This window comes from Tropicimonas marinistellae, from assembly GCF_001509585.1.
Lineage (GTDB): Bacteria > Pseudomonadota > Alphaproteobacteria > Rhodobacterales > Rhodobacteraceae > Tropicimonas > Tropicimonas marinistellae.
Genome location: NZ_LNCI01000001.1, coordinates 308208 through 332347 on the forward strand (window position 1 = coordinate 308208; position 24140 = coordinate 332347).

Sequence of the window (24140 nt, forward strand, 5' to 3'; positions counted from 1 at the left end):
CCTTTGCGTGAGGCGCCGTGTCAGGTCAAGCCGGTGGAAGCTGTCCGGCGTCGACAAATGTCCGGCCCTTTTCCAACTCAGCGTGGCCGCGCGATTCCGATATCATCCAGTCCAGGAACGCAGCGATCTTCGGTTGTGTCTCCGCGCCACGGCGACAGAGAAACCGGTAGGCCGCGCTGGAACGCAGTGCGAGCGGGAATGGCGCCACGAGCCGGCCGGCCTTGATATCGTCCTCCGCGAGTGTGGCGCGGCCTAGCACAATGCCCAGTCCGGCCACGGCCGCATTGATCGCGTGGTCGGCCTGACCGAAGTGCGGGCCCGACGTGGGCGCCTTTCCAAGACCGGCCGCGCGAAACCAGGCCGCCCAATCCACCGGATGCCGCAGAAAGCCGATGTCGTCCTGGTGCAATATCGGGAATTTCCGCAAGCACTCCATGCCCGTGACCTGTTCCGCGAGGGCGGGGCTCATCATCGGGGTTACCCAGTCCCGAAAAATCTCGCGCGAGAACAGTGCCGGGTCCACCACTTCGCCGAACCGAATGGCAGCATCGACCGGGTCGCGTTCCAGGTCGGCCAACTTCAGCGTCGCGACGAAGCGCAGCTCCAGGTCTGGGTGGGCTGCGGCGAAGTCGAAGAGGCGCGGCGCAAGCCACTTGGAGGTAAATGCCGGACCCGCGGTTATGTTGAGCGTTTGTGTCTCCTGAAGTCGCCGGGCCGACCGCCAGGCGCTGTTGAGCGCCGAAAAGCCGTCGCTCACTCCTGGCGCCAGCACACGCCCGGCTTCGGTGAGTTCTACCGCGCGGTTCAGGCGGCGGAATACCGGTTGGCCGAGGTGTTCCTCCAGAGACTTTATTTGGAAGGAAAGGGCTGCTGGCGTGACCCGCAATTCTTCCGCGGCCTTTGAAAATGACAGGTGCCTTGCTGCGGCTTCGAATGCACGCAAAGCGGTGAGAGGAGGAAGGCGGTTGCTCATATCAATCAAGTAAAACTTAACTGAAGGCTTGAGAAGTCTCGTTTGTCCTCAAGTTTGGTGATGCGCATAGTGGTTTCACATCAATTATGCTGAATCCAAGCCTTCGGAGCAAACAATGTTCGAAGTCCCCACGAGCAATATCAACCGTTTGGCCATTCGCCGCGCCCATCGCGAACGCGCGGAGGTTTTCGCGCATATTTTTGGTGCGTTGCGTCGCCCTGTCTTCTACCTGCGGCGTCCTCGCAGCCGGACGGTCAGCGTGTGAATCGGGCACGAAAAAACCCCCGCCGGAACGCCGGCGGGGGCTGCGTAGAGACGACGTGCCTGACCTAGACGAAGAATTGTCCACCATTGGCGGAAATCGTCGATCCGGTGATGAAACCGGCCTCTTCGGAAGCGAGGAAGACCACGCAGCGGGCGATCTCTTCGGGTTCGCCGAGGCGGCCAACCGGGATCAGCGGAATGATCTTTTCGTTGAGGATCTTCTCGTCGATCGCCTTCACCATCTCGGTGCCGATGTACCCCGGGCACACGGCGTTCACAGTGACGCCGAAGCGTGCGCCTTCCTGTGCCAGAGCCTTCGTGAAGCCCAGGTCGCCTGCCTTTGACGCCGAGTAGTTCGTCTGTCCGGCCTGACCCTTCTGGCCATTGATCGACGAGATGTTGACGATACGGCCCCACTTGCGCTCGCGCATGCCGGGGTAGACCGGGTGGGTCATGTTGAAGACGCCGTGCAGGTTGGTGTCGATCACGTCGTTCCACTGCTGCACGGTCATACGGTGGAACATGGCATCCCGGGTAATGCCAGCATTGTTGATCAGGATGTCGACCGGGCCGAGATCGGCCTCGACCTGCTTGATGCCGTTCTCGCAACCTTCGTAATCGGCCACGGACCATTTGTAGGTCTTGATCCCGGTCTCCGCGGAAAACTTGGCGGCTGCCTCCTCGTTCCCTCCGAAGTTCGCGGCGACTTCGTAACCGGCTTCTTTCAATCCCATCGAAATCGCGGCGCCGATGCCTCGGGTTCCTCCGGTGACGACTGCAACTCTTGCCATGGCTTTCCTCCAGTCTGGCATAAATCTTCGGCAACTCTGTTAATCGACCTGCCGCCTCCCCAGCAACAATCTTGCGTAGTCTACGTGTCGCATCAAGGGGCGGCGCCGTCGAAACAGAAAGAAAAGGGGCGCCGGACGGGCGCCCCTTGGTCCATATTCCTCCGGGGCCGAGGTGTTACGGGCGTTCGACGCATAGGGCCACGCCCATGCCGCCACCGATGCACAGCGTTGCAAGGCCCTTTTTCGCGTCGCGACGCTTCATCTCGAACAGCAGGGTGTTGAGTACGCGGCAGCCAGAAGCGCCGATCGGGTGGCCGATTGCGATGGCGCCGCCGTTCACGTTCACGATCGACGGATCCCAGCCCATGTCCTTGTTCACGGCGCAGGCCTGGGCGGCGAAGGCTTCGTTGGCTTCGACCAGATCGAGGTCGTCCACGGACCAGCCGGCTTTCTCCAGTGCCTTGCGCGAGGCGTAGATTGGCCCGACGCCCATGATCGACGGGTCGAGACCAGCGGTGGCATAGGAGGCAATGCGGGCGAGGGGCTCGATGCCGCGCTTCTCGGCTTCATCTGCGCTCATGCAGAGCACCGCGGCCGCGCCGTCATTGATGCCCGAGGCATTGGCGGCCGTGACGGTGCCGTCCTTGATGAAGGCCGGGCGCAGCTTCTGCATGGCCTCGATCGTGGCGCCCTTGCGGATGTACTCGTCGCTTTCGACCACGATGTCGCCCTTGCGGGTCTTGACGGTGAAGGGAACGATCTCATCGGCAAACTTGCCGGCGGCCTGCGCTGCCTCGGCCTTGTTCTGCGAGGCGACGGCGAATTCATCCTGCATGTCGCGGGAGATCTGCCATTTCTCGGCGACGTTCTCAGCGGTCTGTCCCATGTGGTAGCCGTTGAAGGCGTCCCAAAGGCCGTCCTTGATCATCGTGTCGACATACTTCATGTCGCCCATCTTCTGGCCAGCGCGCAATGCAGCGGCATGGGGCGAAAGCGACATGCTCTCCTGGCCGCCAGCGGCGACAATGGCGGCGTCGCCCAGTTGAATGTGCTGCGCGGCAAGCGCAACGGTGCGCAGCCCCGAGCCGCAGACCTGGTTGATGCCCCAGGCGGCGGATTCCTGCGGAAACCCGGCATTGATATGCGCCTGACGGGCGGGGTTCTGACCCTGAGCGGCGGTCAGCACCTGGCCCAGAATTGTCTCCGAAACCTCGGAAGGGTCCACGCCGGCGCGTTCGACGACTGCCTTGAGCACCGTGGCGCCCAGATCATGTGCCGGGGTATTGGCAAACGATCCGAGGAAACTGCCGACGGCGGTGCGGCCGGCCGATGCGATAACGACGTTGGTCATGATGGCTCCTTTTCAAGTCATCGTTTCGGGGGCATGTTTCCGTCGATTCAGACCTGGCCCCCCCAAGCTAACAACTTGGTAAGGGGGGGCTAGGGTTCGTTGCAACAGACAGGGTGTCCCACCCCGGCCGCATTCAAATCCGCGCGTCCTGCGGAGTTAACGGCCTTGCGACGCGAGGCGATTGGGTTGGAAAAACCGTGGGTTGTGCGATTTCTGGAGAACCGTTCGGTGACCGAGTGCGCAAAACAGCGGGCTCATACGGGGCTCGGGATTGGGTGGTTCGCCCATCCATTCCGGTCGAATCGTTGTACTGTGGTCCGCGCGGAGAATGAATGCCTTTGGGAAGGCGAGAGGCCCGCAGCCGAATTTGACGTCGCGATCGGTGTGAACTCAATTCGGAATGCGCGGGCGGTGGTCTCCTACGCTGTGCTGCGCGCTCGCGACGGAAACTCCGGCCATGTCGGCCGTGTGGTTGGCACGCCGAAGAAGAACCCTTGCAGACAGTCCACACCCATCTGTGACAACAGGAGCGCGTCTGCCTGGCTTTCCACTGCTTCGGCAACGGTCAGCATGTCGAACTGCTGGGCGATTGAGACCAGTGCTTGCGTGAGAATCCGGTTGTCCGGGTTTGCGTGAATGCCGGTGATGAACTCGCCGGCAATCTTGATGATGTCGAAGTCCAGGTCCCTGAGGTGGCGGAAGGCCGTGTAGCCGGCACCGAAATCGTCCAGTGCGAAGCTGATTCCCATATCTTGCAGCCGCTCCATGAACACCTTGGTGATGTCAGGCATCAGGATGGCAGACGATTCCGTGATCTCGATTATCAGTCGCTCCCCTGCGGTCGCATCCGCTTGGAGACCCTCCTCCAATGTCTTCGTCCACCGGGGATACCCGATGGAGCGGGCCGACATATTGATTGCCAGCCGCAGGTTCGGCGCCCTGCTCAACGAAGTAAGCCCCAGTTCGAGAGCGAGACAATCCATGATTCGACCGATCTCGTTCGTCTCGCAAACATCGATGAAGTCCTTCGCCGGAATGATCCGTCCCGTGTCGTCGACCACACGTATGAGCCCCTCGTAGAAGGCGGTATGATCGGTCCGTCGTGCTTCGACGACCGGCTGGAATGCAAGGAGCACGTCCTTGCGGTCGAGCGACCGGCGGACCAGCGACAAAACGTTCTTGTCGCGTTGCGATACGGCCGCGGCCAGTGGATTGGCCAGCCCGTCGACACCAACGCTGTCGAGAATGCTTATTTCCGGTTCGGGTTGCATGGCTACTCCCGCGAATGCGCCGCCACATTTACGCTCCGGGTTTTGAATATCTGGTAAATCTTCGCGTTTTGTTCTAATTTTGTTCGAAATTGGTTTTGATGCTGGGGTGGAATCGGCAATGGGCGAGCGATGCGGCTGGGTTGGGCAGGAGCCCATTTACGTGGCCTACCACGACACGGAATGGGGAGTTCCGGAGTTCGACTCCCGGGCCCTCTGGGAGAAACTCATCCTCGACGGGTTCCAGGCCGGTTTGTCGTGGATCACGATCCTCAAGAAACGCGAGAACTTTCAGGATGCGTTTTGCGGATTCGCACCGGAAGTGATTGCGGGCTGGGGTGAGGCCGAAATCGAAACCCTGCTCGCCAACCCGGGAATCGTGCGCCACAGAGGAAAGATCGAGGCGACGATCGGGAATGCGCGTGCCTATTTGGAGATCGAGGCGCAAAAGGGCTTCTCTACCTTTTTGTGGGACAGGCTTGACGGTGTGCCGATCTGCAACCGGTTTTCAACTATGGCAGAGGTTCCCGCACAAACCGACCTGTCGCGCACGCTCTCCAAAGAGTTGAAGGCCGCGGGGTTCCGGTTCTGCGGGCCCACCATCGTCTATGCCTTCATGCAAGCCGTTGGCATGGTGAACGACCATTTGATCACTTGTCCGCGCCACGCCGAGGTTGCCGCGATGCGCAGGTGACCAGTGCAGGTTGAACGCCTAGCGCCTTCGTGGATATATGCAGGAAAACATATACGAGGCGCGATGGCGATGCTGATGACACTGCTGAATCCCTTTGCGGAGAAGGCAAAACCTGTGAGCGGTACGCGGGCGGTTGAACTGGTGGAATCCGGTGAGGCGGCCTTGATCGACGTGCGCGAACTGGCAGAGCTGCGGCAGAGCGGACATGCCCGAGGGGCGATCAACATACCGCTTGGGGCGCTTCGTGAGCGCGCGGATCCAAGGAACGCGAGTTGCGAACCATCCCTCGTGCGGGCGCAGGCAGTGATCGTCTATTGTGCGACGGGAGCGCGTTCCGCCATTGCGGGCAAGCTATTGCGCAAACTCGGGCACAATGAGGTCTACGACCTGGGATCGCTTGGCAATTGGCAAGCCGCGGGTGGCCAGATCTCCACCTGACGGAGTGTGTATGCGCGCGGGGGCGCGCATGGTCTCACTGTCGGGACACCTAGATAGCGAGGCCAAGACGGTTCGCGATTTCGGGGCGATTCATACCAAGAAATTCAAGCGTTTCTTCTGCGTGCGAGAAGACCTCGCAATGGATCGCGGGGATCTCCTCCAGCAACATGTTCCACATGCGCGCCATTCCGAACGCATAGTCGGAGGGTGCATAGTGCGCCCACAGGATCGGCCCCGGTAGCCCGACGTACCGTGCATGCAACCGGTCGCGCAGCGCGATCAGGTCGCTGAGGCGGAGGTTTGCCTCGACCAGGCTCGACGAATCGCAGAGCTTCGCGAGTTCCGGCCGGTAGACATCGTCGCTCGCCAAGTATCTGACCAGGCGCCGTTGGTCGTTTAGCGAGACGCACCCCGAATAGCGCATGAAGAGTAGGTTGAGATCCGCGTGAACCGAGTAACTGAACGCCATTTCCTTTTCCCGGGCCTTGACCCAGAACCATCGCCGTTGATGCGCGACGTCTTCGAATATGCCCAACGCTTGCCGAGTGAGTGGAACGACCGGCGACGATCTCAAGGCCTGACTGTGAGTGAGTGACTACTACGTAATAATCGCGCGATTTCGCACGTTCGGCAAATCATACCCGCAGGCTCGTCTAGCGGTGTGCTATTTTGGCGTCGGGCGTACACTACCCGTGGGCAACGGCCTCATGAACCGGCTACGAGCGCGTCCAGAATCGCAATGGCGCTGTCACTGTCCCAATGGGCGTCGCCCCGAAGCCGTGCCACTTCCTGACCCTGCGGGTCGATGATCACCGTGATAGGGAGCCCGAGGATTCCCATCTTCCGCGCCAGTTCCTGTTTCGGATCCCGGAGTTCGGGCAGGTTTGCTACGTCGATTTCGTCGAAAAACCGCCGGATCGCGGCAGGTGCATTCCGGCCCGTGGCAATCGTGACGACCTCGACGGGTTGCTCGGAAAAGTGCGTCTGCAGGTTGGAGAGTGTCGGCATCTCCTTGCGGCAGGGTGCGCACCAAGTCGCCCAGAAATTCACGACCAGCCAGTCGCCCTGCATCTCTGACAGGCGGCGTTCGGCTCCATCCGCGTCGATCACGGCAATGTCCGGCACCGGCTGCGGCTGGGCATGGAACACGAGCTTTTTCATGTCGCCATCGCGCAGAGCTTCCAGATCCGCGATGTCCGCAGCGCCTGGATTTGCCATCAGAGCGAGGCCCGTATAGACCACTGCGGCCAACAAGTGCTTCATCTTTTCCTCCGGGGTCCGATCCATGACCGATGTCTCTTCCAAGGCCGCCAACCAGATGTGGGGCGGGCGCTTTGCCGCCGGTCCCGACGCGATCATGGAGGCCATCAACGCCTCCATCGATTTCGACCGCCGCCTGGCCCGTCAGGACATCGAGGGCTCCCGCGCCCACGCCGCGATGCTGGCAGCAACGGGCATCGTAAGCGATAGCGATGCCGAGGCGATACGGGAAGGGCTTCTCACGGTCTTGTCAGAGATCGAGGGCGGTTCGTTCGAGTTCTCCGCTGCCCTGGAAGATATTCACATGAATGTCGAGGCGCGGCTGAAGGAACTGATCGGCGAGCCGGCGGGAAGGCTGCACACGGCACGGTCGCGCAACGATCAGGTTGCGACGGATTTCCGGTTGTGGGTGCGGGACCAGTGCGATGCGGCCATCGACGGCTTGCGCGCGTTGCAAGAGGCGCTGCTGGAGCAGGCCGAGGTCGGGGCCGGCTGGGTGATGCCCGGCTTTACCCATCTGCAAACAGCGCAGCCGGTGACCTGGGGCCACCACATGATGGCCTATGTCGAGATGTTCGGGCGGGACCTGAGCCGGTTTCAGGATGCGCGTGCGCGAATGAATGAATGCCCGCTCGGCGCGGCGGCCCTTGCCGGCACGTCCTTTCCCATTGATCGGGAAGCGACCGCATCGGCGCTCGGGTTCGACCGCCCGATGGCAAACTCGCTCGACGCGGTCAGCGACCGCGATTTTGCGCTGGAGTTCCTGGCCGCCGCCAGCATTTGCGCGATGCATCTCAGCCGCCTGGCAGAAGAACTGGTGATCTGGTCGTCGGCGCAGTTCCGTTTCGTGACCTTGTCGGACCGCTTCTCCACCGGCTCTTCGATCATGCCGCAGAAAAAGAACCCGGACGCTGCCGAGCTGATCCGGGCGAAGATCGGCCGTATCCTGGGCGCGAACATCGCCTTGCTCACGGTGATGAAGGGTCTTCCGCTGGCCTATTCCAAGGACATGCAGGAGGACAAGGAGCAGGTGTTCGATGCGGCCGATACGCTAATGCTGGCGCTGGCGGCGATGACAGGCATGGTCAGCGACATGGTCGCCAACCGCGACGCACTGGCCGCTGCGGCATCGAGCGGCTTTTCGACCGCGACCGATCTGGCCGACTGGCTGGTGCGCGTGCTCGACCTGCCGTTCCGAGAGGCGCACCATGTCACCGGGTCGCTGGTTGCCATGGCCGAGGCGCAGGCGTGCGACTTACCGGACCTGAGTTTGCAGGACATGCAATCGGTTCACGCCGGTATCACCGATGCCGTCTTCGATGTGTTGGGCGTCGAGAACTCGGTCGCGAGCCGGACGTCCTTTGGCGGAACCGCTCCCGATCAGGTGCGGTCCCGGATCGCCGAGTGGAAGACGCGCATCGGCTAGGCCCGAACGGCAATTACATCGAGGGAATTTCATGGAACGGATATTGAGACTACTGGCGCCTTTGACGATTGTGTTGACGCTGGCATCCTGTGGCGTGGATGGAGAGCCGCTTCCGCCAGCCGACAATTCCGACACGAGCGCACCGGGTGTAACGATCAGCGGTACTGCGAGTGTTGGCGTTGTCGGGGGCAGTTGAATCCGCTGATCTGCAACCGCTGTTAGGTCCGTCCGATGCTCGCCCGGAGGGAGATCGGCTCAGTTGATCAACCCCGAGTGACCGACACGCTGGTCTGCCCGCAATGTCAGGGCATTGAGATCGTCCTCAAGTTTGAGGCGCAGCTTTTCTCGGCAATCGGCATCCATCCGTTTCGGGATTTCTGCGTCCCACCGTTCGTAGAGCATTATTCCCCGCCCGCCCGACACGGGCATCGCCATCCTGTCCCATGATTTTTCAATGCAGCGAAATCGCTCGTAGGACGCGGAATAGAGCCAGATCGGAGCGCCCGTGAGGCGTGCCCAGTCGATTGGGACGGATTTTGCCTTCCGTGCCGGTCCGAGCGGGCCGTCAGCCGCAAATCCGATGGAGGTGCGGCCGCGTGCCATGCGGGCAACCTGCATCACGGCGGCCCTGTTCGCCTTTCGGTCGCGCATCCGGATCGTGTCATGCCCGAATTGCTGCATGACGCGCCCCACCATCTTTCCGGGCGGTGCCGCAGAGGTCACCACGCAGAGCTTGCCCCAATTGGTGTCCCAGCCAATCGGTGCCGCCGGCAAACGCCCGTGCCAGAGTACCATGATCACTGCCTGGCCCGATTGCACCTCCGCCGCCAGCGCATCGCGTCCTTCGTAACTCCATTCGATGTTGTCCGCCCGGGCGCGTAAGTTGCGAGAGATTACTCGACAGATCGGACCAGATATCGCCGGGCTGTCGATCATCGTTTCAACGCGCTTTCGCACTCTCTTGCTGAGTGAGTCCATTCGGCCGGTTTCCGTCGTTTTGTCGTTGTTTCTTCGGAGCACCCGCCCCTGTTGGACCGCGTTGATACATCGATCCTGTCACTGAAAGCGAGTCCCGCGATTGCGGCCACTCGTTGGTGTGGTAAGACCCGGATTCGACCGGAGCCGCCAGGGACGCGCCAGCATGGACCATTTTCTTTACCGCGACGGCGCGCTTTATGCCGAAGACGTACCGGTCGCCGAGATCGCCGCGGCGGTTGGTACGCCCGTGTATGTGTACTCTACCGCGACGCTCGAGCGGCATTTCCGCTTGTTTGACGAGGCACTTGACCCGCTGGACCACCTCGTCTGCTTTGCGATGAAGTCGAATTCGAACCAGGCCATATTGCGAACGCTGGCCGCCCTTGGTGCGGGAATGGACGTGGTCTCGGGCGGCGAATATGCACGAGCCAAGGCTGCCGGGGTGCCAGGGGAACGGATCGTTTTCTCCGGCGTCGGCAAGACCGGCTCGGAGATGCGCGCCGCGTTGGAAGGCGGCATCCGGCAGTTCAACGTCGAAAGCGAGCCGGAACTGGAGATCCTGAGCGCGATTGCCGACAGCATGGGCGTCACCGCGCCGGTTACATTGCGGATCAATCCCGACGTCGATGCTCGCACGCATGCGAAGATCGCGACCGGGAAGTCGGAGAACAAGTTCGGTATTCCAATAGCGCGGGCGCGCGAGGTTTACGCGCGGGCGGCGGCGCTGCCGGGGCTTGAGGTGATCGGTGTCGACGTCCATATCGGCTCGCAGCTTACCGAACTCGAACCCTTCGAACTTGCCTATACCAAGGTGGCGGGGCTCGTTGAACTGCTGCGCGCAGATGGGCACGCCATCCGGCGGCTCGACCTCGGCGGTGGCCTCGGCATTCCCTACACCCGCAGCAACGAAGCGCCGCCCTTGCCCAGCGATTACGGTGAGATGATCAAGCGCACCGTTGGGCACCTGGGGTGCGAGGTGGAGATAGAGCCGGGGCGGCTGATTTCGGGCAACGCCGGGATCATGGTGAGCGCGGTCATCTACGTGAAAAACGGAGAAGGTCGGGATTTCCTGATTCTCGATGGCGCAATGAACGATCTGGTACGCCCGTCGATGTACGATGCACATCACGATATCGTGCCCGTGGTCGAACCCGCCGCAGGTGTGGAACAGGTGCCGTTCGACATCGTTGGCCCGGTCTGTGAAACCGGCGATACCTTTGCTCGCGGGCGGCACATGCCCCCCCTAAAGGCAGGCGATCTCGTCGCTTTCCGGTCAGCCGGCGCCTACGGGGCAGTGATGGCTTCAGAATACAACACCAGGCCGCTGATCCCGGAGGTGCTGGTGCGCGGGGATCAATTCGCCGTCATTCGCGCGCGTCCGACCTTTGACGAAATGATCTCGCGCGATAACATTCCCGAGTGGCTGTTGTAGTACGGCCCCCCTCCCTGCCCGCCAGGCGGGCATCGAAAGGAGCGAGATGGAGCCGGACGCCCCAAGACCACCCGCTCTCGAGCGCCTTGGCAGACCCTTGCGGCTCACTCGCCTGGGGATGGTCGCCGAACGCCTGACGATAGCCTTCTGGCCCGTCTGGACGGTTCTCTTTAGCGTTGCTGCGCTCGTTTTGCTCGGCTTGCACGAAACAGCGCCGGTCGAGGTTCTCTGGATCGGGGCGCTGGCGGTTACCGCCACGTTGCTTTGGTTCATCGTCGCGGGCCTCCGCCGTTTTCGCTGGCCTAGCCGCGCAGAAGCGGTCGCGCGGCTGGACGAGACGCTGCCCGGTCGTCCGCTTCAAGCATTGGGCGACGTTCAGGCGATCGGTGCGGGAGACGCGGAATCGACCGCGGTCTGGGAGGCACACCAGCGCCGCATGGCGGAGCGCGCCGCGTCTGCCCGGCGGGTGCCGCCGGATCTGAGATTGTCCACGCGAGACCCTTTCGCGCTTCGCTACGTCGCCCTCGTGGCCCTGGTGCTCGGGGTGCTCTTTGGCTCGATCTGGCACGTCGCCAATGTGGGCCAGACGGTTGCACGCGGCAGCGATCTGGATCTCGCGGGCGGGCCCGCTTGGGAAGGATGGGTGGAACCTCCAGCCTATACGGGCCTGCCGAGCCTCTATCTGAACGATATTGGCGCCGGCGTCCTGTCGGCTCCGGCCGGAAGCCGGGTGACGTTGCGCCTGTACGGCGAAGTCGGTGCGCTCAGCGTGGACGAGACCGTCTCAGGACGTGAGGGCGAAGAAATCGTCCCGGCCACCGACGCGAACCAGGACTTCGAGATCGCACAAGGCGGACGGCTGGCAATCATGGGGCCGGGCGGACGGGAATGGCGCGTTGAGATCGTGTCGGACGCTCCGCCGAGCATTGCCGCGGAAGGCGACCTGGAGCGCGAAGCCAATGGCCGGATGAGCCAGCCATTCCGGGCCACCGACGACTACGGGGTGTCGGCGGGGCAGGCGCTGATCTCGCTCGATATGCCGGCCTTGTCGCGGCAACACGGTCTAGCGGTCGAACCCGATCCGCGTGAGCCGATCACGTTGGATCTGCCGATGACGATCTCCGGCGACCGGCGGGATTTCGTCGAAACACTGATCGAGGATTTCTCGAAACACCCTTGGGTCGGGCTGCCGGTAGCGCTTACCTTCACGGCGGTGGATGCGGCGGGTCAGGAGGGCGAGAGCGCGCCGCTGGAGATGCATCTTCCGGGGCGGCGGTTCTTCGATCCATTGGCTGCGGCGCTGATCGAACAACGCCGCGACCTTCTCTGGGCGCGGGCGAACGGACCGCGGGTGGCGCAAGTGCTGCGGGCGGTAACGCACCGCCCCGACGAGATCATTCGCGACGGTGGGAGCTATTTGCCGCTCCGCGTCGCGATCCGCCGGCTGGAAGTCGGAACGGACGCCGCAGGCGGTCTCTCCGCGGAGGTGCAGGAGGAGGTTGCCGAAGCGCTCTGGATCATCGCCTTGCAGATCGAGGAAGGCGATCTGTCAGACGCCCTGGAGCGTTTGCGCCGGGCGCAGGACAGGCTGACCGAGGCGATCCGGGACGGCGCAACAGATGAGGAAATCGCGGCGCTGATGGATGAGTTCCGCGAGGCGCTTCAGGACTACATGCGTCAGCTTGCCGAACAGCAGGACCCGAATGCGCAGACAGAAATGTCCGAGAATACCCAGACGATGACCGGCGATCAGCTGCAGGAGCTGCTGGACCGGTTGCAGCAGCTCATGGAGGAGGGTCGGACCGAGGAAGCGATGGCTCTGATGGAGCAGCTTCGCCAGATGATGGAGAACATGCAGGTCACGCAGGGCGGGCAGGGGCAGCAAGGCCAGTCGCCGGGCGATCAGGCGATGCAGGGGTTGGCAGAGACGTTGCGCGACCAGCAGGGCCTGTCTGACGAGGCATTCCGCAATCTGCAGGAACAGTTCAATCCGAATTTCGGTCAGCAGGGTCAACAGGGTCAGCAAGGTCAGGGCCAGCCGGGGCAGGGTCAGATGGGGCAGGGCCAGCAAGGTCAGGGCCAGATGGGCGATGCAAGTCCCGATGGCCAACCGTCGCAGCCCGGACAATCCGGCCAGCAGGGAGCACCGGACGCAGAAGAGCTTGCAGAACGCCAGGGGGCGCTCCGCAGGCGGCTGGAAGGGTTGCGGCAGAATCTTCCCGGTGCGGGCACGGAGGCCGGCGATGCGGCGCGTGAATCGCTGGGTGAAGCCGAGGGCGCGATGGATCGCGCCGAGGACGCGCTGGAGGGCAACGATCTGGCCGGTGCAATAGATGAGCAATCCCGGGCGATGGAGGCAATCCGCGAGGGGATGCGCAACCTTGGCGAGGCAATGGCGCAGCAGCAGCGCGGCCAGGAGGGGCAGGGCGAGCAGTTCGGGCGGGCCGACAGCGACACGCAACGTGACCCGCTCGGGCGCGAGGCCGGCACCTCGGGGAGCTTCGGCAGCGACGAGAACCTGCTCCAAGGCGAGGACATCTATCGTCGCGCACGCGACCTGCTCGATGAAATCCGTCGGCGGTCCGGAGACCGGGAGCGGCCCGAGCTGGAACTCGACTACCTGAAGCGGCTGCTTGACCGGTTCTGACGCCCGACCGTCGTCAGCCCGGAAGCGACCCCACAAACGGATCGTCCGGATAGCCCACCCTGGCCAGGTACAGCCCCTGTGGCGGGCACACCGGCCCACATGCGGCCCTGTCTTGCGCGTCTAACGCTTCTTTGACGTCACCGGGCGTCCATGCGCCCGCGCCGACACGTTCCAGCGTTCCCACGAAACTACGCACCTGGTTGTGAAGAAACGACCGTGCACGAACGTGGAAGTGGATTTCCTGCCCCATGGGCCCATCCACAGGTTCGATATCCAGCTGATCCAGCGTGCGCACCGGGCTGTCCGCCTGGCACTCGGAGGCGCGGAATGTCGTGAAATCGTGCCGTCCGACAAGAAATCCGGCCGCCGCCTGCATGGCGCTGGCGTCAAGCGCGTGCGGCACTTGCCAGACCTGCCCGGCCAGCAAGGTAGCGGGTGCGCGCCGCATCAAAAGGCGGAACAAGTACTGCCGCTCTGTCGCGGAAAACCGAGCGTGCCAGTCATCCGGGACGGGGGCGATGGCGACAATGGCCACCGGGTTCGGCTTCAAGTGAAAATTTAGGGCTTCGGACAGGCGGAACGGGTCCCATGCCCGGGCCATGTCCACGTGTGCGACCTGGCCGAGCGCGTGCACCCCCGCGTCCGTCCGGCCGGCGGCCGCAATGGTGATCGGGCCAGGCTGCAGGCGCGCAATCGCAGCCTCGACGGCTTGCTGGACCGACGGATGGTCCTTTTGGCGCTGCCAGCCGGCGAAGGGTGCGCCGTCATATTCGATCTTCAGTGCGTAGCGGGGCATGCCCGGCGCTTACCCTTCCCGAGGCGTCCTGTCCATTCGTCGGTTCTTCAGCGCACATCGTACCCTAGGCAGGGCCGATTGCCGGCCATATGTAGGGCTGGGCTGAAATGGGGAGTGCTGGTGGTCATCGGTCGGATTGCAGATGGGCTCGCGCAGGGCGTGGAAGCGGCCGGCGCCGTTGTCTCGGAGGCGTTCTTCGAGCCGACGATCCGCCTTGGCGTGACGGGGTTCGCCCGCGCCGGAAAGACCGTTTTCATCACCTCGCTGGTGTCAAACCTGATGGATCGCGGCAGGATGCCCGGGCTGCGTGCTGCGGCGGATGGTCAGATCACCGCCGCGTGGCTGCAACCGCAGCCCGACGACACCATCCCGCGCTTCGCCTTCGAAGACCATCTCGCCGCGCTCACCGGTCCGCAGCCGCGCTGGCCAGAACCCACGAGCGCGGTCTCTGAGCTACGCCTGTCGCTCAGGATCCAGCCGCGCGGCATGTTGGGTTCCCTATCGGGGCCACGCACTGTGCATCTGGACATCATCGACTATCCCGGCGAATGGCTGCTCGATCTCGAACTGCTCGACAGGGACTACGAAGCCTGGTCCGAGGGTGTTCTGGCCCTGGCGCGATCTCGACCTGAAGCGGCAGAGTTTCTTGCCACGCTCGACGCATCGGACCCGGCGATGGGCTTTGAGGAACCCGCTGCGCAGGCACTCACGCACAGCTACACCGGATACCTGCGGGCGGCACGCGCCGCGGGATATTCGGATTGCACACCCGGACGGTTCCTGATGCCCGGCGAGATGGAGGGTTCGCCTGCGCTCACCTTCGTGCCGATGCCTGCGGCCTCTTCCGGGCGCGGCTCGCTCAGGCGTGAAATGGAGCGGCGCTACGAGGCCTATAAATCGCGGGTCGTCAAACCGTTCTTCAGGGAGCACTTTGCTCGGATCGACCGGCAGGTGGTGCTGGTGGATCTGCTTGGTGCCGTTCACGCCGGACCGCGTGCGATGGAGGACCTCGGTCGATCCATGAACAGCATCCTCGGCGCGTTTCGGCCCGGTCCGACCGCGTGGCTTGCCCGCCTGCTGGGGCAGAAACGGGTGGACCGGATTCTCTTCGCCGCAACAAAGGCCGATCATATCCACCACAGCCAGCACGGCCGGATGACCGCAATTATGGAGGCGCTGCTGCGTCAGGCGCGGGACCGGGCGGATTTCGCCGGCGCGAAAACCCGCGCGATGGCAATCGCCGCGTTGCGGGCGACGGTGGAGGAAACGCGCGAGGTGGATGGAACCGAGCTCGACATGGTGCGCGGCCGTCTGATGGATACCGGGCGGGAAGCCGCCCTGTACCCGGGAACCCTGCCGGAGGACCCGGCCCGTCTGCTCGCTCCGGCGCGGAACGGCGCGGAGAGCTGGCTTGACGACGATTTCTCGGTCATGCGTTTCGCGCCCGCGGCGGAAACCTTGAAGCTGGGCGAGGGGCCGCCGCATATCCGGCTCGATCAGGCGACCGAATTCCTGATCGGGGACCGGCTGACATGACACGGCTCCGACCAGCAACCCCGGCCGACGTGCCGGCCATGGCCGAAATACTGCAGGAATGGCTGGACGCGACCGCCTGGATGCCCGCGCTGCACGACCTTTCGGAGACAGAGCAATTCCTCGCACGGCTCCAAAGCGAGACGAAGATCACCGTCGCGGAAATTGAGCAGGCCGACGCACCCGCCGTGACGGGTTTTCTGAGCCTCGACGGGGCGGAGATACCGGCGCTCTATGTGGCGCATTCGGCGCGATGCGCGGGTATAGGCTCGGCCTTGCTGGGTGCGGCCCAGGAAGCCCGGCCGCATCTTGCGCTCTGGACCTTCAAGGCAAATGGGCGTGCACGCCGATTCTATCGGTGCCATGGGTTCCGGGAGGTCGGGACGACGGACGGATCTGAGAACGCGGAGCGGCTGCCAGATGTGCGGCTGGAATGGAGCCGACAATGAGTGAGCCGACCAAGAAACCCGTCGTCATCGATATCGAGGCGCCGTCCGGTTCGGCCTCCCCCGGCCCGGCCGAGGCGCCACCGGTTCCGGATCTGCCGGAGAGGCCGCCGCAGGGGCGGGCGATGCAATCGGTGGTCGCGCTGGGCGGGCGGCGGGGCTCGCCGCTTGGTCGCGTTTTCCTGGGCGCGCTGCTGTCGCTGATCGGGTTTGCGGCGTCGGTGGCGGCGTGGAATTTCGTGACGGGCTTGCTGGCAAGCAACGCGCTGCTCGGCGGCGTGGCGCTCGCATTGGTCGCGGTCCTCGGCCTGTCGCTGCTGGGGCTTGCTTTGCGGGAGGCTGCGGGCTTCTTCCGCCTCGGCCGGCTCGACGGGATTCACCGCGAGGCGGGCGCGGCATTGGCCGCGCAGGATCTCGGCGCGGCCCGGAAGGTCGTGGCCCGGCTCGACGCGCTCTATGCCCCGCGGCGGGAGATGGAATGGGGCCGGCAGCGGCTCAAGGAGCGGGCCGGCGAGCAATTCGACGCGGATGCGCTGCTCGGGCTTGCGGAGGCGGAGCTGATGGCGCCGCTGGACGAGGCGGCGCGGCGGGAGGTCGAGACGGCCGCGCGGAACGTGGCCACGGTCACCGCGATCGTGCCGCTGGCGCTGGCGGACATGATCACGGCGCTGGTCTCCACCATTCGGATGATCCGGCGGATCGGGGAGATCTATGGCGGCCGCTCCGGCACGCTGGGCAGCCTGCGGCTCACCCGCTCCGTGCTGACCCACCTGGTGGCGACCGGCGCGGTGGCTGTGGGCGACGACCTGATCCAGTCGGTGGCCGGGGGCGGCCTGCTCAGCCGGGTCTCGCGGCGCTTCGGCGAGGGGGTGGTCAACGGCGCGCTGACGGCCCGCGTGGGGGTTGCGGCGATCGAGGTCTGCCGGCCGCTGCCTTTCGTGCGGCTGAACAAGCCTTCGGTCTCCTCGCTGGTCAAACGGGCTCTCGCGGGGCTCTTCGGGTCGGCGGAATAGGGTCGGGGGACGTGGCGTGTCCCACGCGTGAGACACCGGTCCGGTTGAGGAAAATCAAGGGCTTGTGGGGGCGTCTTTACCAAGGCTTAACGCTTTGGGGCGTCAGCCGCCGCCATCCGTCGCGCGGTTGCCCCTCACCGAATTTCCGTGGTGGGCGTGCCGATCTTCGAGCCACGCGCGTCGTTCGTGACCAATAGAAACCTGGTCAGTCGGAAACCGGCCAAGGCGAGGGAGAGCAGACGTTTATCGTAAGATATGCAATGGTCGAATTGCGGAATATTCCGTCGTTCATCTGCTCGGCCCGTGCGGCTGCTATCTGCGCATATCTGCCGCTCACGTTGTGCGGGCGCTTCGCACGTGCAGCGTCATTCCCTGAACCCGAAGCCGCCGTTCAGGATCGGTGCTGCGATTGGCTGTGGAGAGCCCATCACCTATCCATCAGAGAAGCGGCACTCGTATCATCAAAGCCGCTGTGCTTGTGGTTCCGCGAGTACCAATCGCGGTGCATGAGACCCGGGCTTTGTCCCTGAACGTCGTGAAGGTCTGCTTTTTCCAACCCGGATGGCAGCTCCGTATTGTTAGGACTGAGCGACGACGTGATTGATACCAGGGGTAGCGATCAACTGAGAATACCCAGCGGGCACCAAAAATCTGACGTTGAGCTACGACAGTTTCTTGACGTCGATCACCTGCGTTCCATTGAGAGAACATTTCTTTTTGATCGACTTGCAATCCCGTAGAGACTTGCCGGCGGTAACGAGATCTACGCCTTCCTTCAAGCAGAGAGCTAGAAGCTCAAACCTCTCTGGAAGTGGTATTCCGCCAAGAATGCCTGCGCCAAAGCTCTCCATGAGAACGCCCGAAGCCGTTTCGTGGGCGACACGAACGTGCATGTACTTCTTCGGCTTGATGGTCTGAAAGTCCTGATAGGTGTCGGGATACAGATCCTTCAACTCTTTGCTTACTCCGCCCACGACTTGCATCTTGCCGCTTTGAATGGAGTCGATGACGGTAGACTTCACTTGGTTGTTGCCGGTCGTAAGCGCTTCTACGATCCCGTGAAGGTCGATCACCATCTCAGGAACTACTTTTTCGGAGGCCATGTGAGTCAGCCCTCGAAAAGTGGTTTCTGATATTTTGGTTTGATACCCGAGAGACGATAGACATCAATCTCGTCGAGATAGTCTTCGCGAACGGCTACCGCGAGCGCTCGGATCAAAGAGGTACCGTACTGCGTCCTTTTGTTTCGAATTGGGTCACTGGTCCCACCGCCCCCGTCACTTTGATCGCCGGGCGGCACTACTCCTGCGAACAACGATCGCCATCTCGAGTAGTTCGCGTCGGAAGCGGCACCGAATTCAACGAGCCGAAGAGCTGTCGCATGTTGGCTAAGACCAATTTTCGCAGCAAACCGCCGCACGTCGTCTCGATCCAAGCCGCCTGGATACTTGAACTCCTTAATAGCGCGCCCAATCAAATGATCGGGCGCTAGAAGATGCGCCGCGAACTTGTTGCAGAACCTTTCAACACTGTTCTTGAGAACAGACGGATTGGAGGCGCCGGTCTTGCCAATGAGAACGTGGCAAAACTCATGGGCGAGCGTAAACAGTTTCCGAGCTTTGTTTGAACCGGTGGTGTTGATGACAACCACATCTGGGCCGTCACCGACTTTGGTGTAGACGCCTGCAACTTCATCAGTCCCAAAGGTCCGGTGAACAACAAACACGCCCATGCCTTCGATGAAGTCGCGCAGGCTGTTGTAGACGGCGTGAGAACTCCTCCAGTCGAGTTGCTGGCGGTCGGTAATTCCCCACCTTTTCCGCCATGACTCGGCGAGATTGATTGCGTTTCTCTTGGTTAATTGTCCGTCGAAACGTTCGACTGTCGAGTTCGGCGCGACGTTGTGGGGCAGCGAAGACAACGTACTCGATAGCTTCTCGACAAAACCAAGCGCGTTAAGTGTCCCTTTGTGGTAGAGGCCCGGCCTTGGAGTTCTCCGTCTGAAGTCAGGAACTACGCTCAGAGGAAGAGGCACCTCAGAAAACAGTGCCCTAATCGGAACCGCAAGCTCGTCAGCAACTCGAAAAAGTTGATCGTCGGTGAGAGAGCTATTGCGCTCAATCGCATCAGCGAGTTCATCTATTGGAACGTCTGCACGATCTGCCAACTCCGCGACGCTCATCTCTCTTTTGGTCAGAGCGTCAACAACGGCTGGACCTAAGGTACTCACAATGATTTCCTTGCTCGAAAAAATTTGCGCCTGCTACCCTCATACGATTGAATTGAGAGAATTTTCAAGCGTCCAGAGCGTCGGTATCGGCCTGTTTTTGGGCCTCGCGGTGCTACAAATCATCACTGTCGGAGGGTTGTCTAGTCTCTACCGAAAGACTGACCGTCTGCGTGATGCAGTTGAGTCGAACAACTTAAACGGTCAACGGCAGCGCGTAAGAAGAATTAGAAACCAGTTGGTGACTCTAGAGCAAAGTGTGCAGTCCTTTGGAGCAACCGTATTCGGGGCAGTTCTAGTTCTTGTTGCGATTGCAGTTGCGGGGCTCGGTTACTCCACATTAAACCTCAACGTACCAGTTAGCTGCTACTACGGTTACGGAATTCTCGTGTATAATTTAGGGCTGCCTGTCGTCATTTTTTTGCTCGTTGCAGGCTTTGTTCGTAAAATGTCCAAGAGTGTCAGAAATGACCTGGCGACGTTCGAGCGAGAACTGGTGGCGTTGATCGCCGCTCAGAGTCCGTAGTGAGCATTTCAGGGCTTCACCAACAGAACAGGGTTTCTGCACCCACACAACGTGCACTTTGTGCACGTTCGAGACGTTCGTTGCATCCTGCGTCGATGGACTGTTTTGGATGGCCTATGAACCCTGTGCCTTCATATGAAAGCTATGCGCCAATTGCAGTTGTAGCGGCCCCTCGCACGGACGACGACTTTGTCCGCTGAACTGACCTTCATGTTGCCCGACGCGAACGTCCGGCACTCACTCGAAGGGCTGGCTACAAGCTTTGCAAACTAGGGATTGCTGCGCTGCCGAGAATGACCGCAAGGTCGGCTCCGGGCCGGTCGTGACAGCGTCGTCCCATGCTGCAAGTGCGAAGCGCCGTACAGCGGACAATGGCCGGCTCAGCGCAGGTTTTTGGAGAAATCCCGGCACGGAACGAGGCGAAGCCGCCGTGCCGGCGCCGGCCCGTCCGGGCGGGCTGGCGCTTTGGTGGGGCAGGGTGCGCCGCCCGAGCGATGCAGTTGGTTGCACACTAAAGGTCGACGTTCCGGCGTAGGAGCGTTCGCCGGGCTTGCGCGGCCCCACCGGGGCCACGGTCCCGGCTCACTCCCACGGGCCGGTGCTGGCGCGGCTCCCGTTGCGCTCCGGCTCCCTCGGCGTCGCACGCTCTGGACCCTTGCGGGCGGGGCGGGTATAGCGCTGGGCAAGATGCTGATACGGTCGATCATCATTCGAATTAGCAGCCCGGCGCTCTGAGTATCGAGCCGCCGGGACAAGGCGCATGGAAGCCCGCGCCGACCCTCTCCCCGACAAGACGACCAATCCGAAGGACGCAGGCCATGTGTGCCGATACACCCGAGACGACCGCCCCCGATTACAAGGACACCCTCAACCTGCCGCGCACGGGTTTCCCGATGCGTGCCGGATTGCCGAAGCGCGAACCCGGCTGGCTGGAGCGGTGGGAGCAGATCGGCATCTACGAGCGGCTGCGGGAGAAGGCGGAGGCGGAACCGCGTACGCCCTTCACGCTGCATGACGGCCCGCCCTATGCCAACGGGAACCTGCACATCGGCCATGCGCTGAACAAGACGATCAAGGACATGATCGTGCGGTCGCACCAGATGCTCGGCCACGATTCCCGCTACGTGCCCGGCTGGGACTGCCATGGCCTGCCGATCGAATGGAAGATCGAGGAGCAGTACCGCCAGAAGGGCAAGAACAAGGACGAGGTTCCGGTGCTGGAGCTGCGCCAGGAATGCCGCGCCTTTGCCGAGAAATGGGTCGGTATCCAGCGCGAGGAGTTCAAGCGGCTGGGCGTGACCGGCAAGTGGGACGATCCGTACCTGACCATGGACTTCCATGCGGAGGCGGTGATCGCCGAGGAATTCATGAAATTCCTGATGAACGGGACGCTCTACCAGGGGTCCAAGCCGGTCATGTGGTCGGTGGTGGAGAAAACCGCGCTGGCCGAGGCGGAGGTGGAATACCACGACCACCAGAGCCACACGATCTGGGTGAAGTTCCCGGTGATCCGGGCGGTCGAGCCCACCGGCGCGCGGTCGGAACTGCGCGGCGTGAACGTGGTGATCTGGACCACGACGCCCTGGACGATCCCGTCGAACCGGGCGGTGGCCTTCAACCCGGCGCTGTCCTACGGGCTCTACGAAGTGACGGCGGCGCCGGAGGACAACTGGGCGACGGTGGGCGAGCAGTACCTGCTCGCGGACAACCTGGCCGGGGAGGTGATGAAGGCCGCGCGGGTCGAGGGGTTCGAGCGGTTGCGCGATGTCACGGCCGGGCAGCTCGACCTGATGGTCTGCGCGCATCCGTTCCGCGGGATCACGGGCGGCGAGGGCGAGTGGGATTACGACGTGCCGCTCCTGCCGGGCGATCACGTGACCGACGAGGCGGGCACCGGCTTTGTCCATACCGCGCCCAGCCACGGTGCCGACGACTACATCCTCGGTGTCAAGCATGGGCTGCCGATGACCTATAACGTGCTGGAAGACGGCACGTTCCGGCCCGACCTGCCGCTTTTCGGCGGCGCGGTGATCTTCGATCACAAGGGCAAGGAGAAGGACGCCAACAAGCGGGTGATCGACGCGATGGCCGGCGCCGGGGCGCTGATCGCGCGCGGCCGGATCAAGCATTCCTACCCGCATTCCTGGCGCTCCAAGGCGCCGCTGATCTTCCGCAACACGCCGCAATGGTTCGTCGCCATCGACCGCGAGGTGGGCGACGGGCAGGACACCTATGGCAAGACGGTACGCGCGCGCGCCCTGCGTTCCATCGACGAGCTGGTGGCCTGGACGCCGCCGGCCGGCCGCAACCGCCTGCATTCGATGATCGAGACGCGGCCCGACTGGGTGCTGTCGCGGCAGCGCGCCTGGGGCGTGCCGCTCACCTGTTTCGTCAAGGCCGGTGCCCGGCCGGACGATCCGGATTTCCTGCTGCGCGACCCGGCCGTCAACGCCCGCATCGTCGCCGCCTTCGAAGCGGAAGGCGCGGATGCCTGGTATGCCGATGGCGCCAAGGCGCGCTTCCTCGGCAACGATCACGATCCGGACGCCTACGAGCAGATCTTCGACATCCTCGATGTCTGGTTCGATTCCGGATCCACCCATGCCTTCGTGCTGCGCGACCGCGAGGACGGCACCGAGGACGGCATCGCCGATGTCTACATGGAGGGCACCGACCAGCACCGCGGCTGGTTCCATTCCTCGCTGCTGCAGGCCTGCGGCACGCTCGGGCGCGCGCCCTACCGCAACGTGGTAACGCACGGGTTCACGCTGGACGAGAAGGGCAACAAGATGTCCAAGTCGCTCGGCAACACGGTCGCGCCGGAGGACGTGATCCGGCAGTACGGCGCGGACATCCTGCGCCTGTGGGTTGCGCAGACGGATTACACCGCCGACCAGCGGATCGGGCCGGAGATCCTGAAAGGCGTGGCCGACAGCTACCGGCGGCTGCGCAACACGCTGCGCTTCATCCTCGGGTCACTGCCCGAGTTCGAGGAGGAGAAGCGTGTCGCCTACGACGACATGCCGATGCTGGAAAAGGTGGTTCTGCACCGGCTGGCGGAACTCGACGTGGTCGTCCGCGAGGGGTATGCGAAGTTCGATTTCCAGAGCGTGCTGCAAGCGGTCTTCAACTTCGCGACGCTCAACCTGTCGTCCTACTACCTCGACGTGCGCAAGGATGCGCTCTACTGCGACGCCGACCACAACCCGCGCCGCCTGGCCGCGCTCACCATGCTCGACATCCTGTTCCATCGGCTGACCACGTGGCTTGCGCCGATCCTGGTCTTCACCATGGAGGAGGTCTGGCTGGAGCGCTTCCCGGGCGAGGACAGCTCCGTCCACCTGCAGGATTTCCCCGAAACGCCGAAGGAATGGCTGAACCCGGAGCTGGCGGAGAAGGGCGTACGCATCCGCGACGTGCGCCGCGTCGTGACCGGCGCGCTGGAAATCGCGCGGCGCGACAAGGTGATCGGCTCCTCGCTGGAGGCGGCACCTGTCGTCCATGTGCCCGAGGACATGCTGGAGCTGCTCAATCCGGATTTCTTCGCCGATCTCTGCATCACCTCGGCGATCACCGTCACCGCCACGCCGGTCCCGGACGGGGCCTTTACCCTGGAGGACGTGCCAGGTGTCGGCGTGATCTTCGCCCGGGCCGAGGGCGAGAAATGCCAACGCTGCTGGAAGATCCTGCCGGACGTGGGAACGCATGCCCACGCGGGCACCTGCGGGCGTTGCAACGACGTTCTGGGCTGACGCGCGGTTGCCGCCTGCGGCCGCCAATGGCAGCCGCGGGCGGATGGATCGACGGGAAGCAAGCTGATTGACCTTCAACACGGGTGCTTGCGCACCAGTTCGTGGCGAGGGGGCGGGCCGGGTTCTTTGTGACAACGAGAGTTCGACGGCAAGGAGCCCCCGATGAAATCACCGGGGGGATGTGTGCCCCCGATCCCGGCTGAGCGGCACGGCCGTGCCCATGGTCTTAACCGATGAGGCCGCTCGCGCCACAAAGCCACCGCGCGACCGGCCACCGCCGGTTGGGCGTGACGACCAGGAAAGATCAACGGGCGCCGAATGCGGC

General features: G+C 63.1%; 20 protein-coding genes. 10 read left to right on the forward strand and 10 right to left on the reverse strand.

Annotation, left to right across the window (positions count from 1 at the left end):
- Positions 1–25 precede the first annotated feature (25 nt).
- The 4 genes from gcvA to ARC39_RS01420 all read right to left on the reverse strand — a co-directional run bounded on the left by gcvA (position 26) and on the right by ARC39_RS01420 (position 4650).
- Positions 26–973 (reverse strand): transcriptional regulator GcvA, encoded by a 948-nt coding sequence (gene gcvA, locus ARC39_RS01405; protein ID WP_068110034.1) that lies wholly within the window; start codon positions 971–973, stop codon positions 26–28.
- 329 nt (positions 974–1302) lie between these two features.
- Complete coding sequence (gene phbB / locus ARC39_RS01410) at positions 1303–2028, reverse strand: acetoacetyl-CoA reductase (RefSeq protein WP_068108931.1); 726 nt, start codon at positions 2026–2028, stop codon at positions 1303–1305.
- Positions 2029–2203: 175 nt separating this feature from the next.
- The gene (locus ARC39_RS01415) at positions 2204–3379 is read right to left on the reverse strand and encodes an acetyl-CoA C-acetyltransferase (RefSeq protein WP_068108933.1); all 1176 of its coding nucleotides are present in this window, start codon (positions 3377–3379) and stop codon (positions 2204–2206) included.
- 419 nt (positions 3380–3798) lie between these two features.
- On the reverse strand, positions 3799–4650 hold the full coding sequence (locus tag ARC39_RS01420; protein ID WP_068108937.1) for an EAL domain-containing protein: 852 nt from the start codon (positions 4648–4650) through the stop codon (positions 3799–3801).
- A gap of 118 nt (positions 4651–4768) precedes the next feature.
- On the opposite strand from ARC39_RS01420, the gene ARC39_RS01425 reads away from it, so the two are divergent.
- Both ARC39_RS01425 and ARC39_RS01430 read left to right on the forward strand, forming a co-directional pair.
- Positions 4769–5341 (forward strand): DNA-3-methyladenine glycosylase I, encoded by a 573-nt coding sequence (locus ARC39_RS01425; RefSeq protein WP_068108941.1) that lies wholly within the window; start codon positions 4769–4771, stop codon positions 5339–5341.
- Between the two features lie 75 nt (positions 5342–5416).
- Positions 5417–5779: a rhodanese-like domain-containing protein gene (locus ARC39_RS01430; protein ID WP_161470914.1), complete on the forward strand. Its 363-nt coding sequence runs from the start codon at positions 5417–5419 to the stop codon at positions 5777–5779.
- 49 nt (positions 5780–5828) lie between these two features.
- Here ARC39_RS01430 and ARC39_RS01435 read toward each other — a convergent pair whose 3' ends face one another.
- Positions 5829–6248 carry a hypothetical protein gene (locus tag ARC39_RS01435; RefSeq protein WP_149866268.1) on the reverse strand — a complete coding sequence of 140 codons (420 nt, stop codon included), beginning with the start codon at positions 6246–6248 and terminating at the stop codon, positions 5829–5831.
- A 236-nt stretch (positions 6249–6484) separates the two neighbouring features.
- Complete coding sequence (locus tag ARC39_RS01440; protein WP_497006538.1) at positions 6485–7066, reverse strand: TlpA family protein disulfide reductase; 582 nt, start codon at positions 7064–7066, stop codon at positions 6485–6487.
- Here ARC39_RS01440 and argH point away from each other — a divergent pair.
- Positions 7065–8465: an argininosuccinate lyase gene (argH, locus tag ARC39_RS01445; RefSeq protein ID WP_068108950.1), complete on the forward strand. Its 1401-nt coding sequence runs from the start codon at positions 7065–7067 to the stop codon at positions 8463–8465. The genes ARC39_RS01440 and argH overlap by 2 nt on opposite strands.
- Positions 8466–8720: 255 nt before the next feature.
- Here argH and ARC39_RS01450 read toward each other — a convergent pair whose 3' ends face one another.
- On the reverse strand, positions 8721–9443 hold the full coding sequence (locus tag ARC39_RS01450) for a lysophospholipid acyltransferase family protein (RefSeq protein WP_068108952.1): 723 nt from the start codon (positions 9441–9443) through the stop codon (positions 8721–8723).
- A 163-nt stretch (positions 9444–9606) separates the two neighbouring features.
- Here ARC39_RS01450 and lysA point away from each other — a divergent pair, with 163 nt between their 5' ends.
- Together lysA and ARC39_RS01460 are read left to right on the forward strand one after the other, a co-directional pair.
- Complete coding sequence (lysA, locus tag ARC39_RS01455; protein WP_068108954.1) at positions 9607–10875, forward strand: diaminopimelate decarboxylase; 1269 nt, start codon at positions 9607–9609, stop codon at positions 10873–10875.
- Between the two features lie 97 nt (positions 10876–10972).
- Complete coding sequence (locus ARC39_RS01460) at positions 10973–13522, forward strand: TIGR02302 family protein (protein ID WP_438273249.1); 2550 nt, start codon at positions 10973–10975, stop codon at positions 13520–13522.
- A gap of 13 nt (positions 13523–13535) precedes the next feature.
- Here ARC39_RS01460 and truA read toward each other — a convergent pair whose 3' ends face one another.
- Complete coding sequence (truA, locus tag ARC39_RS01465; RefSeq protein ID WP_068108958.1) at positions 13536–14318, reverse strand: tRNA pseudouridine(38-40) synthase TruA; 783 nt, start codon at positions 14316–14318, stop codon at positions 13536–13538.
- Between the two features lie 120 nt (positions 14319–14438).
- On the opposite strand from truA, the gene ARC39_RS01470 reads away from it, so the two are divergent.
- The 3 genes from ARC39_RS01470 to ARC39_RS01480 are packed head-to-tail and all read left to right on the forward strand — an operon-like array spanning position 14439 to position 17310.
- Complete coding sequence (locus tag ARC39_RS01470; protein WP_068110040.1) at positions 14439–15854, forward strand: YcjX family GTP-binding protein; 1416 nt, start codon at positions 14439–14441, stop codon at positions 15852–15854.
- Positions 15851–16300: a GNAT family N-acetyltransferase gene (locus ARC39_RS01475; RefSeq protein WP_068108961.1), complete on the forward strand. Its 450-nt coding sequence runs from the start codon at positions 15851–15853 to the stop codon at positions 16298–16300. Before ARC39_RS01470 ends, ARC39_RS01475 begins: the two co-directional genes overlap by 4 nt.
- Positions 16297–17310 carry a YcjF family protein gene (locus ARC39_RS01480; RefSeq protein ID WP_068108964.1) on the forward strand — a complete coding sequence of 338 codons (1014 nt, stop codon included), beginning with the start codon at positions 16297–16299 and terminating at the stop codon, positions 17308–17310. The genes ARC39_RS01475 and ARC39_RS01480 overlap by 4 nt, the downstream gene beginning before the upstream one ends.
- Before the next feature lie 662 nt (positions 17311–17972).
- Here the strand turns inward: ARC39_RS01480 and ARC39_RS01485 are convergent.
- Both ARC39_RS01485 and ARC39_RS01490 read right to left on the reverse strand, forming a co-directional pair.
- Entirely contained in the window at positions 17973–18413 is a 441-nt protein-coding gene (locus ARC39_RS01485) for a hypothetical protein (RefSeq protein WP_068108966.1), read from the reverse strand.
- 5 nt (positions 18414–18418) lie between these two features.
- Entirely contained in the window at positions 18419–19540 is a 1122-nt protein-coding gene (locus tag ARC39_RS01490) for an ImmA/IrrE family metallo-endopeptidase (protein ID WP_068108969.1), read from the reverse strand.
- Position 19541: 1 nt separating this feature from the next.
- On the opposite strand from ARC39_RS01490, the gene ARC39_RS01495 reads away from it, so the two are divergent.
- Together ARC39_RS01495 and ileS are read left to right on the forward strand one after the other, a co-directional pair.
- Complete coding sequence (locus ARC39_RS01495) at positions 19542–20063, forward strand: hypothetical protein (RefSeq protein WP_068108971.1); 522 nt, start codon at positions 19542–19544, stop codon at positions 20061–20063.
- 818 nt (positions 20064–20881) lie between these two features.
- A complete protein-coding gene (ileS, locus tag ARC39_RS01500) occupies positions 20882–23815 on the forward strand; it encodes an isoleucine--tRNA ligase (RefSeq protein ID WP_068108973.1) in 2934 nt (977 codons plus the stop codon).
- Positions 23816–24140: the final 325 nt, after the last annotated feature.

What these genes read in the sequence shown, in the direction of transcription:
- gcvA (WP_068110034.1), bottom strand. Translation starts at nt 973, where the DNA reads ATGAGCAACCGCCTTCCTCCTCTCACCGCTTTGCGTGCATTCGAAGCC.
- phbB (WP_068108931.1), bottom strand. Translation starts at nt 2,028, where the DNA reads ATGGCAAGAGTTGCAGTCGTCACCGGAGGAACCCGAGGCATCGGCGCC.
- ARC39_RS01415 (WP_068108933.1), bottom strand. Translation starts at nt 3,379, where the DNA reads ATGACCAACGTCGTTATCGCATCGGCCGGCCGCACCGCCGTCGGCAGT.
- ARC39_RS01420 (WP_068108937.1), bottom strand. Translation starts at nt 4,650, where the DNA reads ATGCAACCCGAACCGGAAATAAGCATTCTCGACAGCGTTGGTGTCGAC.
- ARC39_RS01425 (WP_068108941.1), top strand. Translation starts at nt 4,769, where the DNA reads ATGGGCGAGCGATGCGGCTGGGTTGGGCAGGAGCCCATTTACGTGGCC.
- ARC39_RS01430 (WP_161470914.1), top strand. Translation starts at nt 5,417, where the DNA reads ATGACACTGCTGAATCCCTTTGCGGAGAAGGCAAAACCTGTGAGCGGT.
- ARC39_RS01435 (WP_149866268.1), bottom strand. Translation starts at nt 6,248, where the DNA reads ATGGCGTTCAGTTACTCGGTTCACGCGGATCTCAACCTACTCTTCATG.
- argH (WP_068108950.1), top strand. Translation starts at nt 7,065, where the DNA reads ATGACCGATGTCTCTTCCAAGGCCGCCAACCAGATGTGGGGCGGGCGC.
- ARC39_RS01440 (WP_497006538.1), bottom strand. Translation starts at nt 7,066, where the DNA reads ATGGATCGGACCCCGGAGGAAAAGATGAAGCACTTGTTGGCCGCAGTG.
- ARC39_RS01450 (WP_068108952.1), bottom strand. Translation starts at nt 9,443, where the DNA reads ATGGACTCACTCAGCAAGAGAGTGCGAAAGCGCGTTGAAACGATGATC.
- lysA (WP_068108954.1), top strand. Translation starts at nt 9,607, where the DNA reads ATGGACCATTTTCTTTACCGCGACGGCGCGCTTTATGCCGAAGACGTA.
- truA (WP_068108958.1), bottom strand. Translation starts at nt 14,318, where the DNA reads ATGCCCCGCTACGCACTGAAGATCGAATATGACGGCGCACCCTTCGCC.
- ARC39_RS01475 (WP_068108961.1), top strand. Translation starts at nt 15,851, where the DNA reads ATGACACGGCTCCGACCAGCAACCCCGGCCGACGTGCCGGCCATGGCC.
- ARC39_RS01480 (WP_068108964.1), top strand. Translation starts at nt 16,297, where the DNA reads ATGAGTGAGCCGACCAAGAAACCCGTCGTCATCGATATCGAGGCGCCG.
- ARC39_RS01485 (WP_068108966.1), bottom strand. Translation starts at nt 18,413, where the DNA reads ATGGCCTCCGAAAAAGTAGTTCCTGAGATGGTGATCGACCTTCACGGG.
- ARC39_RS01495 (WP_068108971.1), top strand. Translation starts at nt 19,542, where the DNA reads ATGATTTCCTTGCTCGAAAAAATTTGCGCCTGCTACCCTCATACGATT.
- ileS (WP_068108973.1), top strand. Translation starts at nt 20,882, where the DNA reads ATGTGTGCCGATACACCCGAGACGACCGCCCCCGATTACAAGGACACC.